Consider the following 13,678-nt stretch of genomic DNA (forward strand, 5'->3'; position numbering starts at 1 on the left):
ATGCGACCGGCGGGGACGCGGGCGTCCCAGCCGGGCCCCGCTCACTCGCTCAGGCGCGGCATCCCGTGCGCGTCGCGTTCCTCGCGCACGGCGGCATCCTGGATCTTCTGCCGCAGGTCGCGGCCCGGCAGTTCCACCGGGGCCTCGCCCCGGTGCGCGCGCAGCGCATTGACGTAGCTCAGGCGCGCATGCGTTTCGTCGCCCGCCTGCGCGAAGCTGTCGCCCAACGACTCCCAGGCTTCGGCGCCGCCACCCTGTGCGATCGCCCGGTGCAGGTAGTCGCCCGCCTGCCGGTGCTGGCCCTGCGCCTGCGACAGGCGCGCCAGCGTCAGCAGCAGCGCGGGGCTGGCGGGGTGCGCGGCGAGCCAGCGCTCGGCGTGCGCGCGACGCGCGTCGAAGCGCTCGACCGGCAGCCGGCCGTACAACGCGGCCAGCGACTCGTCCCATCGGGTGTCGAGCGCCTGTTCGATGCTCTTGAGGGCGGCTTCGTCCCAGCGCAGCGCGGCGGCACGCTCGGCGTACGCGGCGACCACCTCCGCTTCGCTGCGCATCGGCTTGGACAGGCTTTCCCAGCGGTCGGCCAACACGTTCGCGTCGGCGGCTTCGCGCAGGGTGGCGGCGGCCCAGCGTTCCTCGAGTTCGTCGAGCCGCTCGGGCGGCAACGCCTGCGCCTGGCGCATCGGACCGAGCAGGCCATAGGCCTGGCCGGCCAGGCCCGAGCTCGCCAGCGCCTCGGCGCGCAGGGCCAGGCCGCGCGGCGGCAGCGGCTGCGCGGCGGGCGCGTCGAGCGCGACCAGTGCGTCGGTGGGCCGGCCCTGCGCCAGGGCGCGCTCGGCGGCGACCAGCGCGCGCAACGTCGGGTGGCGGTCGCCGTAGCCGTCCAGGTGCTGGCGCGCCGCGTTCGCGTCGCCGCGTGCATCGGCCGCGCGGACCGCCGCGGCGCGGGCGATGGGCTCGGCATCCGGATCGTCCGCGGCCGCCAGCGCGAGCTGCTTCTCCGCGCGCGCCCAGTGGCCCTGCCGGTACAGCGACAGGCCCTCGACCAGGCGGGCGCGGGTCTGCCGGTCGCGATGCCCGTGCCAGGCGCGGAACGGCAGCCGCAGCACCGTCCAGACCAGCCAGAGCGCGGCCAGGCCGGCCAGCAGGGCGACAAGCGCGAAGGCGACGGTCGTCGAGTAGCGCCAGCCACGGAAATCGACGACGACGCTGCCCGGATCCTGCAGCAGGACCTGGGCGAGCAGGGCGCCCACCAGGGCCAGCAGCAGCCAGAACAGCAGGTTGCGGAATAGGTTCATGCGGGATCTCCCGACAGGATGGCGCCGACGCTAGTCAGCCACGCGTGGCCGCCGCGTGGAGCCGCGGCCCGCCTGTTCAGGGTACGCGGATCAGCGGGCGCGCAGGCGCTGCAATTGCTCGAGCGTGGTCCCGAGGGTCGGCAGCGCGGGCCGGACGGGCATCGCGCGCAGCGCCGCCAGCTCGCGCAGGGCCGCGTCGCGGGCCCCCGACTCCGGCCACAGGCGCGGCAGCCAGTCGTCGATGCGCTCGAGTGCGGACGCGAACCGGTCGGCATCCCCGGATGACAGCGCGGCGCGCGCGACCGCCAGCTCGAGCTGGAGCGTGGCCAGCCCGGCGTCCCGGCCGTCTGCGGCGAGCGGTGCGCCGGCCGACGGCTGCACTTGGACGACGCGCCCGAGCAGGCGCCGCCACCAGCGGTCTTCGCCATCGCCGGCGGCGCGCTCGCGCAGCGGCAATGCATCGAGCGACGCCGCGAAGGCGTCGAGGCGCGCGGCGACGTCGGCGCTCGGATCCTCGCCCAGTGCATCGAGCGCCGCGCGTTCCTGCGCCAGCGACTGGCGCACGTCGATCCATGCCGGATCGTCCACGCCGTCCATCAGCCCGGCCGCGAACGCATAGGCGCGCCGCGCGCCGGCCACGTCGCCGAACAGCGCCAGGCGCTGCCCGCCCTGCGACAGCAGCAGTTCGACCTCGTCCAGGCGCAGGGCTTGCGCGCCCGTCCCGCCGCCGTCGGCGAGCCGGTTGACCGTCTCCTCCAGCAGCGCCGCGCGCTGGCCGAGCCCGAGCAGTTCCTCGCGCAGCAGCCGGTTGGTGGCGTCGGCGTGCTGCAGCCGTTGCGCTTGCGCGCGCTGGTCGCGGCGTAGCGCATCGAGGCGCAGTTCCACCGCGGACAGGCGCTGGGACGCGCTCGCCTCCGCCGTCTCGGCGGCCTCTTGGGCCTTCCATTCGCGCCAGCCCAGGGCCGCGGCGCCCGCCACCAGCAGCACGGGCACGAGCAGCCAGGCGCCGCCGCGGCGGCGAGGGGTGGACGGGGTGGGGGATTCGGTCACGGACGGGTGCGGCGGCGGATGCGCTGAGGCGCGGAATGTGCCAACGCATGCTACCGGAAGCGCTCAGCGCCGCGCGGCGATTCCAGACGCCGTGATTCCAGCCGCCGCGTCGACCAGTTGGGCCGGGCGCGGCCCCGCGGCGACAGACACCCGCGCGGCAGGGAACCCGTGCCCCCGGGCAAGCGCGGCGAGCCGTTCGCTCGCCGCAGTCACCGCGCAGCCGCGCAGGCGCCGCGCGGCGTCGGGGGGCAGGGCGTCCATCACCCGTGCCAGCGCCTCGCCGCTGCTGAGGGCGAGCACGGCCGGCGCGTCCAGCGATCGCAGCCGCTCCACCTGCCGGGCGGCCAGGGCGATGGGCCGGCGCGCGTACACGTCGACCCGTTGCACGCGTGCCCCGCGCGCGCGCAGCGCGGGGGCGATCCGGTCACGCCCGCCCGGGGCGGTCACCAGTGCGACCTCGTGGCCATCGAGGTTCCGCAGGCCGGGCAGGGCGAGCAGGCCCTCGCTGTCCATCCGGCCGGGCGCCCGCGGCGCGGGCACGCCGGCGCGGCGCAACGCCGCGGCGGTGCCACTGCCGACGGCGTAGGCGACGCGGCCGCGCGCGTGCAGGAGGGCCAGCGTCGCGGCCGCGCGGACTGCCGCCGGGCTGGTGAACACCGCGATGCCCGACGCCAGTGCGGTGCGCAGGGCGGTGCGCGTGGCCTCGTCGTCGCACGCCTCGATGCGCCAGGGCGAGAGCGCGAGCACGCCCGCGCCGTGGCGGGCGGCCGCGCGCCGCAACGCGGCGTGGTCGCCGGCCGGGCGCAACGAGATCACATACCATCGCGGCGGCGGTCGGGCGGGCATCGCGTGCAGAGTGTCCCGCACGCGACCCGCGCCGCAAGCGCCGACCGCGCGACGGACCCCGTGCTCCTCCGCCATGCCCCGACACGATCCCTCCAGCGAACCCGCCACAGACGCCGCGCTCGCCCGCCTCGATGCCCACTATCAAGGCATGCCGCCGGTCGCGGCGCTGCGGATGGCGATCGACGGCTACGACGGCGACCGCCTCCGGCTGGCGGCGCCGCTGTCGACGCACGTCAACGACAAGGGCTGTGCCTTCGGCGGCAGCCTGGGCTCGCTGCTCACGCTCGCCGGTTGGGGGCTGGTCCAGCTGAAGCTGGAAGCGGCGGGGTTCGACGCGGACATCTTCGTGGCCGACAGCCGGGTGCGGTTCCGGGCGCCGCTGTACGACGACCTCGTCGCCGTCGCGTCGCTGGCCGACCCCGGCGCATGGGCCGGGTTCGTCGCGGCGCTCGAATCCCGGGGACGCGGCCGGATCCAGGTCGACGGCGTGGTGCCGCTGCCCGACGGCGGGCCGGCCGCGACGATGGACGCGTCGTTCGCCGCGATCCTGCGCTGAGCATGGCTGCTAGCATGCGGCGCGTCGCCCCGCCGGAGCCGCGCATGCGCCAGTCCCCCGCCTTCCGCCGCCTGCTCGCCCTGTCCGCGATGCTGTGGCTGGCGACGAGCCTGGCGGGCTGCGCCAGCACCGGACAGGCCAGCGCGCTGCAGCAGGCCCAGTACGCCTGGTCGGCCGCCATCCGCTGGGGGGACTTCGAGGGCGCGCAGTCGCTGGTCGACCCCGACTATCGCCGCGCGCACCCGGTGACCGAGCTGGAACTGGCCCGCTACGCGCAGGTGCAGATCTCGGGGTACTCGATCCTCGCCGAACGCGCGACGGAGACCCAGGCGCAGCGCGAGGTGGACATCGGCGTGGTCAACCGGCACACCCTCCAGGAGCGCCGGCAGCGTTACACCGAGCGCTGGCGCTGGGACGCCGAGGACGAGGCCTGGTACATCGTCGACGGCCTGCCGGACCTCTGGAAGGACGGCTGACGCCGCGCCGCGGCGCCCGCGGTTGGGCCGCGCGGACGGCATGACGCATACTCTCCGCCCCCCCCGCCGACCCCGATCGCCCGTGAGCCTCGCCGAACTGGCCGCCTTCTTCGGCCGCCACCCAATCCTGTCCTTCGCCCTGGCGGGCCTGACGGTCGCGATCGTCGCCACCGAGCTGTCGCGCCTGTTCCGCGGCTTCCGGTCGGTGCGTCCGGCGGAACTCACCCGCCTGCTCAACGACGGCAACGCGCTGCTCGTGGACCTGTCGCCGGCCAACGACTTCGAGAAGGGCCACATCGCCGGGGCGCGCAACGTGCTGCCCAGCCAGTTCGACCCGGAGAACAAGGTGCTGGCCAAGGCCCGCGACCTGCCGGTGGTCGTCACTTGCCGCACGGGCCAGGCGTCCGCCGGCGCCGCGAAGCGCCTGAAGAAGGCCGGCTTCAGCCAGGTGTACTGGCTCGACGGCGGCGTCGCGGCCTGGCGCCAGGCCGATCTTCCGCTGGTCCGCGGCCGCGGCTGAGCCGCGGCCGCATGCCATAATCGCCCTCTTTTCCCGCACTCCCGGAGTCCGCGCCGATGGCCGATGACACCCAGAACGGCGCCGCCGGCGCCACCCCCGACGCCCAGGCCCAGGGCCCGGCCTTCTCGGTCGAGAAGATCTACGTCAAGGACGTCTCCTTCGAGGTGCCCAACGCGCCGCAGGTGTTCTCCGAGCAGGCGCAGCCGCAGCTGCAGCTCAACCTCAACCAGCGCGTCCAGCGCCTGGGCGAGAACGCCTACGAGGTCGTGCTGGGCATCACCCTGACCTGCAAGGTCGAGGACAAGTCGATGTACCTGGCCGAAGTCCAGCAGGCGGGCATCTTCGGCCTGCGCGGCTTCGACGACCGCACCCTGGACGCGATGCTGGGCATCCAGTGCCCGAACGTGCTGTACCCGTACGCGCGCCAGCTCATCAGCGACCTGGTCCAGTCCGGCGGCTTCCCGCCGTTCTACCTGCAGCCGATCAACTTCGACGCCCTGTACGCCGAGGGCCTGCGCCAGCGCGCCGCGCAGCAGGAAGGCCAGGGCAACGCCACGGGCGCCGGCCCGGAGACCGTCGGCAACGCCTGATGGCCCCCGCCATGAAGGTCGCGGTGCTGGGCGCGGGGTCCTGGGGCACCGCGCTCGCCGCCCTCGTCGCCCGCGCCGGCCACGACACCGTCCTGTGGGGGCGTGACGCCGGCACCGTGTCGGCGGTCGCCGACCGGCACGAGAACACCCGCTACCTGCCGGGCATCACGCTGCCGGCGTCGCTGCACGCGACCACCGACCTGGCCGCGGCGGTGTCCGCGGCCGACCTGGTGCTGGTCGCCGTGCCCTCGCACGCCTTCGTCGAGACGGTGCGCGCGCTGGCGCCGCACCGCCGCGACGGCGTCGGCGTGGCCTGGGCCACCAAGGGGTTCGAGCCCGGTTCCGGGCGGTTCCTGCACGAGGTGGCGCGCGAGGTGCTGGGCGCGGACGTGCCGCTGGCGGTCGTCACCGGCCCGTCCTTCGCGAAGGAGGTGGCCGCCGGCCTGCCGACCGCGCTGACCGTCCACGGCACGCCGGCCGAATTCGTGGCGCGGGTGGCCGACGTCCTGCACGGCCCGACCTTCCGCGCCTACACCGGCGACGACCTGCTCGGCGCCGAACTCGGCGGCGCGATGAAGAACGTGCTGGCGGTGGCCACCGGCGTGGCCGACGGCATGCAGCTCGGGCTCAACGCGCGCGCGGGCCTGATCACCCGCGGCCTCAACGAGATGCTCCGGCTCAACGCCGCGCTCGGCGGCCGCGCCGAGACCCTGATGGGCCTCGCCGGCCTGGGCGACCTGGTGCTGACCTGCACCGGCGACCTGTCGCGCAACCGCCGCCTGGGCCTGGCCCTCGGCCGCGGCGTGGCGCTCGGGGACGCGGTGCGCGAGATCGGCCAGGTCGTCGAGTCGGTGCAGACCGCCGACGAGGTGATGCGCCTGGCCGAGCGCCACGGCGTCGAGTTGCCGATCGCCAGCGCGGTCCACGCCGCGCTGCACGGCCGCATCACCCCGGCCGACGGCGTGCGCCAGCTGCTCGCACGCGACCAGAAGGCCGAGTATCCGCGCGGACTGTTCGGCGACGCCTGAGCGCGTGTCGCGGGCCGTGCATGTCGGTCCCGGCGCCCGCGTCGCGGCGGGCGCCTGGCCACGCTAGAGCGAGAGCCGCACGCCGGCGTAGTAGGAGACCGCGCCGCCCCGGCCGAAACGGCCCTGGGCGACCAGGCCCCAGCGATCGGTGAGGTGCACCACCGTTCCCAGCCGGGCGTACGCGCTGCCGTCGCTTTGCGATCGGCGCTCGAACCGTTCCTCGAGGTTGGTGTCCCACGCGACACAGGCATCGCCCGCCTCGCTGCAGAAGATTTCCCGGACATTGGATATGTCCGTCCTGCCTTGATGGCTGTAGCCGGCCATGCCCCACAGCTCCCAGCGGTCGTGGGGCAGGCCGCGGACGCCTGCTTCGATCGCCCCGATGAAGGTCCGCTCGTCGTAGCCGTACGAAACCGAGCCGTTCGCCCCCCATAGGTGCAGGACCGTGTCGAGCCAGTACTGGTAGCGGACCGCGCCATCGATGTGGTCGAGCATCACGCGGGAGACGAAGTCCATCCGGGGATTGATCGGCGCGTGAAATCCCAATCCGATCCGCGCGTAATTGTCCTCGTAGTCGTAGAACTCTGCCTCGCGGGCAAACCGCCCGAATGTCGAGGCGTCGCCGTAGCCGATCCCGGAACGCCAGTCATAGCTGCCCAGCAGGAACCAGCGCTCGCCCAATGCGAACGAACCCTGGATGCCGCGGCCCTCGAGTTCGGACGACTTGTAGCCGGAGTACACCGCTTCCACGTACGTGTAATCGAACGTCCCCTGCGCGAGCGCAGCCGTGGGACAGCCGGCGAACGCGATCGCCAGCAAGCATGCCTGCTTCATTGGAACTCCCTGTGTTTCCCCAAGGCCGCGAACCCGGCCCGCATCGAAAACTACACGGAATCCGGACAGAATGGCGGCCCCGGCGGCGAACCGGCCCATGACCGGCGTTGCTCCCGACCCGAACCGATCGAGACCGCATCGATGATCAACAACGCGCTCGACGCCGATGCCGCCCGCCGCGCGCTCGCGACGACCGGGCGTGTCCAGGTGCGCGATTTCCTGCAGCCGGACGCCGCCGGGGCGCTGCACGACTGCCTGCGCGACGAGGTGCCCTGGCGCGTGTTCGAGCGTGGGCGCGATGACCTGCCGGCCGAGCCTGGCAGCGAGGCCGACGACGCCGTTCTGCGCGCCGCCCAGCGGCGCGACGACCCGTTCCACTTCGTCTACGACCGGTACCTGATGGTCGAGGCGCTCAAGTCCGGCCGCGACCCGGGCCTGGTGCTGCACGCGGTCGTGCCGTTCTTCAACGACCCGCAGTTCCTGCAGTTCGCCCGATGGATGGCGAATGATCCGAAGATCAACATGGTCGGCGCGCAGGCCACGCGCTACCGGCCGGGCCAGTTCCTGCGCCCGCACGACGACAGGCACGACGACGAAGGACGCCGCGTCGCCTACGTGCTCAACCTGTCGCGCGACTGGCAGGCCGACTGGGGCGGCCTGCTGCATTTCATGGATGCCGACGGCCGCGTGGTCGACACCTTCGTGCCGCGCTTCAACTCGCTGAGCCTGTTCCGCGTGCCGGTGAACCACTACGTCAGCCTGGTGGCGCCGTGGGCGCGCACGCCGCGCCTGGCGATTACCGGCTGGTGGCACGCGAAGGGGTGAGGCGACCCGGTGCGCCGGTGTCCCTTTGCTAGAGTCCGGGCGACCACCACAGGGACAGGGGATGGGGATGAAGGCCATGACGGCATGCGCGGCGACGGTCGCGCTGGTGTTCGCGGGCGTGCAGCCCGCGGCTCGGGCGAACGGGGCAGCGGACGCTCAGGTCGCGCAGCTGGACGCCTGCAGGGCAGTGCAGGATCCATTGGAACGGGACGCCTGCGCGGCGAAGCTCTTGCTGGAACTCCCGGACGTCCCACCCGAGCTGCGCGCCGCGGCGGAACTGGGCGCGGACGTCGAACTGACGCGTGCGATGCAGGCGTGGCAGGTGCAGGCGGACGATGCCCTGCGCGTGCATGCCAGGCGGCTCGCGGCGCGCGGGACCGCTGAGGGGTTGTTCGCCGCCGCAGTCCTGTGGCCGAAATCGCCGGGCGTGCGGAACGGTCCGGCCGCGGCCCATGCGGACCCCATGGCCCCGGCGCCCGAGGCCCAGGCCTGGTTCGACGCAGCGCGTGCAGTGCGCCCTTCGTTTCCACCCGTGGCGTGGATCGAGGCGCTGGACTGCGCGACGCTGTCCGACGCCTGTGATCCCGCGGACGCACGCGCGCGCCTTGCACGCATCGCGCCGGGCAACGCCGCCGTCCACCTGCTGGAGTTGAATGCGCGCCACGATGCGGGCGACCTCGCCGGCGCGCGCGCCGCGCTCGCACGCATGGCGGCCGCGGACGGGTTCGACGACTACCAGCGGGCGATCCTGGGCCTGCTGGTGGACGCGAACGCAGGCGTGGACTGGCCGCCGCTCCCGCCGGACGCGGCGGACGCGATGGGCCGGGCCTTCGGCGCCGCGGGTCCGCTCGCCCCGGAGGACGTCGGGCACGGCATGCTCACCGGTTGGCTCGTGGCGGTGACGATGCCGGGTGCGCGCCAGCTGAGCGCCGTGTGCAGCGACGACGGCGGACAGATGGATCCGGGCCCCGCCCTGCGTGCCGACTGCATCGCCGCGCTCGCGACGATCGCGGACGCGGGGACGAGCGTGCTCGCGCAGAACGTCGCCCTGCCGCAGCTGGTCCGGCTCACGGCCGGGACGGACGCGGGCGCGGCCTGGCGCGAGCGCCTGCGCGACCTGTACTGGGTCATGGACCGGGGCGGGCAGCTGTTGCCTGGTTTACCGGGGTCGGGCGTATCGGGCGGGACGTGGCTCCGGTGGTGGGCGGCGGTGGGCGAAGTGGAGGCCACCCGGCGACTGATGCGACAGGCGGGCCTGCCTGCCGAGGCGCCGGACGGATGGCTTCCCGCCGGCGCCCGCCACCGTGCGCTGGTCACCACGGGGCGCGCGCCCGACTGAGCCGTCCAGCGCGCGGACCTCGCGGCCCGCGCGCGCCCATGCGTCGGGACGCCGGGACCACGCGCGGCCCCCACGCCCCATCCACCCGATTCCGGTAGGCTGCGGCTTCCTCTGGACCGGAGTCGCGGATGAAGACGGTGCTGGTGGCCAGTTCGAAGGGCGGGGTGGGGAAGACCACGGTGGCGACGCACCTCGCGGCGCAGTCGGCGCTCTCGGGGCGGCACACGGTGCTGGTCGACGCGGATCCACAGGGGTCCTCCACCCGCTGGGCGCAGCGGCGCGCGGGACTGGACCGCGCGGTGCTGCCCATCGACGGCACCGGGCGCAAGGACTGGACCCGGCACGTCCCCGGCGGCACGCATGCCGTCGTGGTCGACGCGGCGGCCGGTGCGATGGCGCACGACCTGGAGACGGCACTGGCACACGCCGACGCCGTGGTGGTGCCGGTCCTGCCGTCCGCCCTCGACATCGAGGCCACGGTGCCCTTCCTCGACTCGCTCGCCGCGCACCCGCGGGTCAAGCGCGGCAAGCTCCCGGTGGCGCTGGTCGCCAACAAGCTCCGTCCGTGGACCAACGCATCGCGCCAGGCGCTGGACGTGCTGTCGTCCTGGCCCGTGCCGGTCATCGCGCAGCTGCGCGACAGTCAGGCTTATTCGGTGCTCACGGGGCTGGGCAAGAGCCTGTTCGACTATCACTCCGCGCAGGTCCGCGACCACCAGCAGGACTGGCAGCCGCTGCTGCGCTGGCTCAAGCTCTGACGCCGTCTCCGCACCTCGCACGACCACGGGCCACTGCATGAAGGAACTGATCCTCCTGCGCCACGCGCACGCCGAACCCGCCGCCCCGGGCGGCGCCGACATCGACCGCGCGCTCTCCCCGGAGGGCCTGGCCGAGGCCGAGGCCGCGGGACGGTGGCTGCGCGAGAACGGGTTCGTGCCCGACCGCGTGCTGTGCTCGCCGGCGCGGCGCACGCGCGAGACGCTCGAGGCGGTGCTGGACGTCGTCGGATATGTCGACCAGCGCCTGGAAACGTCCATCTACGAGGCCACCCCGGGCATGCTGGTGGACCTGGCCGACGCGCACCGCGAATGCGACCGGATCCTGCTGGTCGGCCACAACCCCGGGCTGGAGCGCCTGGCCGCACTGCTGCACAGCGGCCAGTCCAGCGACTACCGCGGGATGCCGCCCGGCGCGATCGCGGTGCTCGCGTTCAGCGGCGACGACGCGCCGATCGAACCGGGCGTCGCGCGCCTGTCGGCGTTCTGGTGGCCCTGACGGACCACGCCGTGGGACGGTCGACGGCGTGGTCGGGCCTGCTGGGGCTGCTGGCCGCCGGCGTGCTCGCGCTGGCCGCGGCGCGCGCGGATGCGGCCACGGCCGAGGCCATCGCCTTCGATCCCGCGCGCAGCCACATCGGCTTCAGCCTGCGCACGCGCTGGGGCCAGCGGCTCGACGGCCGCTTCCCGGCGTTCGAGGGCGACGTGCGGCCGGTCGGCGGCGAGCTGCGGCGGGTGCGCATCGCGCTCGACGTGGCGTCGATGCAGATCGAGGGCTATCCGCGCTACGCGGCGTTCGCGCGCGGCGAGGGGTTCTTCGACGCCGCGCGCCATCCGCGGATCGAGTTCGAGTCGCGGCCGTACCCGCGCGCCCTGCTGCGCGACGGCGGCGAGCTGCGCGGGCGCCTGCGCATGCGCGGCGTCGAGCGGGACACGATCTTCGCGATCGCGCCGTCCACCTGCGCCGATCCGGGCCTGGGCTGCGACGTCGTCGCCGAGGGCGTGGTCGACCGGACGCACTTCGGCATGGACCGCTGGCGCGTCGCGCTGGGCGACCGCGTGCGCTTCCACCTCCGGATCCGGCTGGTCGACGACGGCCCGGGCGGGGCGGCATGAGGACCGCGTCCGCCCTGGGCCGCCTGCTGCCCGTCCTGCTGCTGGTGCTGTCGACCGGCTGCGCGACGCTGTCACCCGCGCAACGCGAACGTGCCGATGCCATCGCCGCGCAGGCGCGCGACACGGCGGTCTCCTGCACCGAGCCGGACGCCTGCGCGCACCAGTCCCCGCTGCGCGACCTGGGCGCGCGCGCCTTCGTGCAATCGAATCCGGGCGCGCCGAAGCACTACGCGCTGCTGCTCGACGCCGGCGGCGACGCGATGCTCGCGCGGCTCAACCTGATCCGCAGCGCCACCACGCGCATCGACCTGCAGACCTACATCTTCGACCAGGACGATGCCGGCCAGCTGTTCATCGAGGAACTGCTCGCGGCGGCGCGGCGCGGCGTGCAGGTGCGCGTGCTGATCGACCAGCTGTCCGCGCTCGAGGAGGTGGAGACGCTCGCCGCGCTCGCCGGCGCCCACGAGAACTTCCGCCTGCGCGTCTACAACCCGACGTTCGGGCGCGCCCGGCCCAACTACCTGCATTACGCATTGAGCGTGCTGTGCTGCTTCCGCGACTTCAACCAGCGCATGCACAACAAGCTGCTGCTGGTCGACGGCGCGATCGCGATCACCGGCGGGCGCAACTACCAGAACGACTATTACGACTGGGATGCCCAGTACAACTTCCGCGACCGCGACCTGCTGGTCGCCGGCCCCGTGGCGCGCGAGATGGACGCGAGCTTCGAGGTGTTCTGGAACGACCGGCGCAGCGTGCCCGCGAGCCGGCTGGCCGACGTCGGCGGGTACCTGCTGCGCGAGGGCGTGCCGGCGCTGGAACCGCCCCGGTACACGCACCCGGAACGCGTCGCCGAAGCCTCCGCGCGGGCGGACGACGCAGCGCTCGTGCGTTCGCGCCTGGTCGACGCCGCACTGCCCGTCGGCGACGTCGCGTTCATCTCCGACCTGCCGCGCAAGCACCACGCCGAGGGTCCGGGCGCCGGCGAGGAAGCCACCGACGGCCTCTACGCACTGATCGCCTCCGCCCGGGAGGAAGTGCTGCTGCAGACGCCGTACCTCATCCTCTCCGGCACGGCGCAGGACCTGTTCCGTGATCTGCGCGCGCGCCCGTCGCCGCCCCGCGTGGTCGTGTCCACCAACAGCCTCGCCGCGACCGACGCGTTCATGGTCTATGCGCTGTCGTTCAAGTACCGGCGCCGCTACATGCGCGAGATGGGCTTCGAGATCCACGAGTACAAGCCGTTCCCCGCCGACGCGCCGATCGACCTGGCGGCCACGCGCGCCGACCCGGACGGCGGCCTGCCGCCGGTGCGGCTGGTCAACGGGCGCCGGCAGCGCGGCACGGTCGTGCGCCAGCGGTTGCGCACCGAGACCCGGCCGTCGTACCTGGGCACGCGCGCGGTCACCGAGCCGGTGCCGCTGGAGCGCGCCGGCGTCCGCGTCGGCCTGCACGCCAAGTCGCTGGTGGTCGACGACCGGGTGGGCGTGGTCGGCACGCACAACTTCGATCCGCGCTCGGACAACTACAACACCGAGAACGCCGTGGTCATCGACGACCCGGCGTTCGCCCGCGCGCTGGCGGCGAGCATCCGCGACGACATCGCGCCGGAGAACTCCTGGGTGATCGCGCCGCGCGACCGCCCGCCCGTGTTCTCCGGGCTGGACTACTCGATCGCCAAGCTGTCGGAGATGCTGCCGCTGTTCGACCTGTGGCCGCTGCGCTACGGCACCAGCTACGAGTTCCAGCCGGGCCCGGAATGCCCGACGCCGCTGCGGCCCAACGATCCGCGGTTCCGCGACTGCTACGCGCCGGTGGGCGACTTCCCCGAGGTCGCGCTCGGGCCGAAGTGGCTGTACACGCGCATCCTGGTCGCCTTCGGCGCGGGGCTCGCCCCCATCCTCTGAGCGCGCCGGCTGCCGGGGTCGCGGGCGTCGCCGCGCACCCCGGCATCGCGCCGCCGCGTCAGGCGGGCGGCTTGTTGTCGATCGGCGGATCGCAGTCGATCGTGCAGTTGCCGTTGCCGGTGTCCATCACCCGGAGGCTGTACTCGGCGGTCTCCACCTGTTCGTTGACGTCCGTGATGCTGCCCGCGCGCGGCGAGTTTCCGTTCCAGGACAGCTGCGACTTCGAGTCGCCGGTGAAGTTGCAGCTCTCGATCTGGTAGCGCTGATCGGCGACGAGCTGGATGGGCGCCGTGTCGCGGCCCTGGCCGACGGTCTGCACCAGACCGCCGGCACCGTCGTCGCCGCCGGTGTAGCGGTAGCTGTAGGTCTGGCCGTTGGAGGCGGCGATGTCATGCCACCCGGGCTCGCTGGACGGGAAGTTGCGCAGGTCGAGCTGGATCAGGGGCGTGCTGGGCATGGTGATGCTCCTTTCGGGGGATCGCCCGCGAGGGCGGGGGGACCGGTCGCGGCGGGGGGGCCG

The 13,678-nt window shown here is 73.9% G+C and carries 16 protein-coding genes; 11 read left to right on the plus strand and 5 right to left on the minus strand.

Annotated features, from left to right (window positions below):
• Positions 1–41 precede the first annotated feature (41 nt).
• The 3 genes from ACYU7H_RS11715 to ACYU7H_RS11725 all read right to left on the minus strand — a co-directional run bounded on the left by ACYU7H_RS11715 (position 42) and on the right by ACYU7H_RS11725 (position 3,191).
• A complete protein-coding gene (locus tag ACYU7H_RS11715) occupies positions 42–1,295 on the minus strand; it encodes a heme biosynthesis HemY N-terminal domain-containing protein (protein ID WP_460814919.1) in 1,254 nt (417 codons plus the stop codon).
• Between the two features lie 90 nt (positions 1,296–1,385).
• Positions 1,386–2,345: a uroporphyrinogen-III C-methyltransferase gene (locus tag ACYU7H_RS11720; protein WP_460814920.1), complete on the minus strand. Its 960-nt coding sequence runs from the start codon at positions 2,343–2,345 to the stop codon at positions 1,386–1,388.
• Between the two features lie 63 nt (positions 2,346–2,408).
• The gene (locus ACYU7H_RS11725) at positions 2,409–3,191 is read right to left on the minus strand and encodes a uroporphyrinogen-III synthase (RefSeq protein ID WP_460814922.1); all 783 of its coding nucleotides are present in this window, start codon (positions 3,189–3,191) and stop codon (positions 2,409–2,411) included.
• Positions 3,192–3,264: 73 nt separating this feature from the next.
• Here ACYU7H_RS11725 and ACYU7H_RS11730 point away from each other — a divergent pair, with 73 nt between their 5' ends.
• From ACYU7H_RS11730 to ACYU7H_RS11750, 5 genes are read left to right on the plus strand one after another with little or no spacing between them, the layout of a single operon-like run.
• Positions 3,265–3,747, plus strand: coding sequence for a YiiD C-terminal domain-containing protein (locus ACYU7H_RS11730; RefSeq protein ID WP_460814924.1), 483 nt, complete (start codon positions 3,265–3,267; stop codon positions 3,745–3,747).
• Positions 3,748–3,791: 44 nt separating this feature from the next.
• Complete coding sequence (locus ACYU7H_RS11735; protein WP_460814925.1) at positions 3,792–4,223, plus strand: hypothetical protein; 432 nt, start codon at positions 3,792–3,794, stop codon at positions 4,221–4,223.
• A gap of 40 nt (positions 4,224–4,263) precedes the next feature.
• A complete protein-coding gene (locus ACYU7H_RS11740; RefSeq protein ID WP_460814927.1) occupies positions 4,264–4,743 on the plus strand; it encodes a rhodanese-like domain-containing protein in 480 nt (159 codons plus the stop codon).
• A gap of 56 nt (positions 4,744–4,799) precedes the next feature.
• The gene (gene secB / locus ACYU7H_RS11745) at positions 4,800–5,333 is read left to right on the plus strand and encodes a protein-export chaperone SecB (protein WP_460814929.1); all 534 of its coding nucleotides are present in this window, start codon (positions 4,800–4,802) and stop codon (positions 5,331–5,333) included.
• The gene (locus tag ACYU7H_RS11750; RefSeq protein WP_460814931.1) at positions 5,333–6,361 is read left to right on the plus strand and encodes an NAD(P)H-dependent glycerol-3-phosphate dehydrogenase; all 1,029 of its coding nucleotides are present in this window, start codon (positions 5,333–5,335) and stop codon (positions 6,359–6,361) included. Before secB ends, ACYU7H_RS11750 begins: the two co-directional genes overlap by 1 nt.
• A gap of 63 nt (positions 6,362–6,424) precedes the next feature.
• Here ACYU7H_RS11750 and ACYU7H_RS11755 read toward each other — a convergent pair whose 3' ends face one another.
• Positions 6,425–7,195, minus strand: a complete 771-nt coding sequence (locus tag ACYU7H_RS11755; protein ID WP_460814933.1) for a hypothetical protein — start codon at positions 7,193–7,195, stop codon at positions 6,425–6,427.
• A gap of 141 nt (positions 7,196–7,336) precedes the next feature.
• Between ACYU7H_RS11755 and ACYU7H_RS11760 the strand changes: the two genes are divergently transcribed.
• The 6 genes from ACYU7H_RS11760 (at position 7,337) to ACYU7H_RS11785 (ending at position 13,158) form a co-directional block, all read left to right on the plus strand.
• Positions 7,337–8,020, plus strand: coding sequence for a 2OG-Fe(II) oxygenase (locus ACYU7H_RS11760; protein ID WP_460814934.1), 684 nt, complete (start codon positions 7,337–7,339; stop codon positions 8,018–8,020).
• 67 nt (positions 8,021–8,087) lie between these two features.
• Positions 8,088–9,359: a hypothetical protein gene (locus tag ACYU7H_RS11765; protein ID WP_460814936.1), complete on the plus strand. Its 1,272-nt coding sequence runs from the start codon at positions 8,088–8,090 to the stop codon at positions 9,357–9,359.
• 128 nt (positions 9,360–9,487) lie between these two features.
• A complete protein-coding gene (locus ACYU7H_RS11770; RefSeq protein ID WP_460814938.1) occupies positions 9,488–10,117 on the plus strand; it encodes a nucleotide-binding protein in 630 nt (209 codons plus the stop codon).
• Positions 10,118–10,154: 37 nt separating this feature from the next.
• On the plus strand, positions 10,155–10,634 hold the full coding sequence (locus ACYU7H_RS11775) for a SixA phosphatase family protein (protein WP_460814939.1): 480 nt from the start codon (positions 10,155–10,157) through the stop codon (positions 10,632–10,634).
• Entirely contained in the window at positions 10,625–11,251 is a 627-nt protein-coding gene (locus tag ACYU7H_RS11780; protein WP_460814940.1) for a YceI family protein, read from the plus strand. The genes ACYU7H_RS11775 and ACYU7H_RS11780 overlap by 10 nt, the downstream gene beginning before the upstream one ends.
• A complete protein-coding gene (locus ACYU7H_RS11785) occupies positions 11,248–13,158 on the plus strand; it encodes a phospholipase D family protein (protein ID WP_460814942.1) in 1,911 nt (636 codons plus the stop codon). The genes ACYU7H_RS11780 and ACYU7H_RS11785 overlap by 4 nt, the downstream gene beginning before the upstream one ends.
• A gap of 58 nt (positions 13,159–13,216) precedes the next feature.
• On the opposite strand, the gene ACYU7H_RS11790 is transcribed toward ACYU7H_RS11785, so the two are convergent.
• Positions 13,217–13,615 (minus strand): hypothetical protein, encoded by a 399-nt coding sequence (locus ACYU7H_RS11790; protein WP_460814944.1) that lies wholly within the window; start codon positions 13,613–13,615, stop codon positions 13,217–13,219.
• Between the last annotated feature and the right edge of the window lie 63 nt (positions 13,616–13,678).

It is taken from the genome of Luteimonas pelagia (genome assembly GCF_054776035.1).

Excerpts from the sequence above, each read along its gene's own strand:
- ACYU7H_RS11715 (WP_460814919.1), bottom strand. The coding sequence starts at position 1,295 with ATGAACCTATTCCGCAACCTGCTGTTCTGGCTGCTGCTGGCCCTGGTG.
- ACYU7H_RS11725 (WP_460814922.1), bottom strand. The coding sequence starts at position 3,191 with ATGCCCGCCCGACCGCCGCCGCGATGGTATGTGATCTCGTTGCGCCCG.
- ACYU7H_RS11730 (WP_460814924.1), top strand. The coding sequence starts at position 3,265 with ATGCCCCGACACGATCCCTCCAGCGAACCCGCCACAGACGCCGCGCTC.
- ACYU7H_RS11735 (WP_460814925.1), top strand. The coding sequence starts at position 3,792 with ATGCGCCAGTCCCCCGCCTTCCGCCGCCTGCTCGCCCTGTCCGCGATG.
- ACYU7H_RS11740 (WP_460814927.1), top strand. The coding sequence starts at position 4,264 with ATGACGCATACTCTCCGCCCCCCCCGCCGACCCCGATCGCCCGTGAGC.
- secB (WP_460814929.1), top strand. The coding sequence starts at position 4,800 with ATGGCCGATGACACCCAGAACGGCGCCGCCGGCGCCACCCCCGACGCC.
- ACYU7H_RS11750 (WP_460814931.1), top strand. The coding sequence starts at position 5,333 with ATGGCCCCCGCCATGAAGGTCGCGGTGCTGGGCGCGGGGTCCTGGGGC.
- ACYU7H_RS11755 (WP_460814933.1), bottom strand. The coding sequence starts at position 7,195 with ATGAAGCAGGCATGCTTGCTGGCGATCGCGTTCGCCGGCTGTCCCACG.
- ACYU7H_RS11760 (WP_460814934.1), top strand. The coding sequence starts at position 7,337 with ATGATCAACAACGCGCTCGACGCCGATGCCGCCCGCCGCGCGCTCGCG.
- ACYU7H_RS11765 (WP_460814936.1), top strand. The coding sequence starts at position 8,088 with ATGAAGGCCATGACGGCATGCGCGGCGACGGTCGCGCTGGTGTTCGCG.
- ACYU7H_RS11770 (WP_460814938.1), top strand. The coding sequence starts at position 9,488 with ATGAAGACGGTGCTGGTGGCCAGTTCGAAGGGCGGGGTGGGGAAGACC.
- ACYU7H_RS11775 (WP_460814939.1), top strand. The coding sequence starts at position 10,155 with ATGAAGGAACTGATCCTCCTGCGCCACGCGCACGCCGAACCCGCCGCC.
- ACYU7H_RS11785 (WP_460814942.1), top strand. The coding sequence starts at position 11,248 with ATGAGGACCGCGTCCGCCCTGGGCCGCCTGCTGCCCGTCCTGCTGCTG.
- ACYU7H_RS11790 (WP_460814944.1), bottom strand. The coding sequence starts at position 13,615 with ATGCCCAGCACGCCCCTGATCCAGCTCGACCTGCGCAACTTCCCGTCC.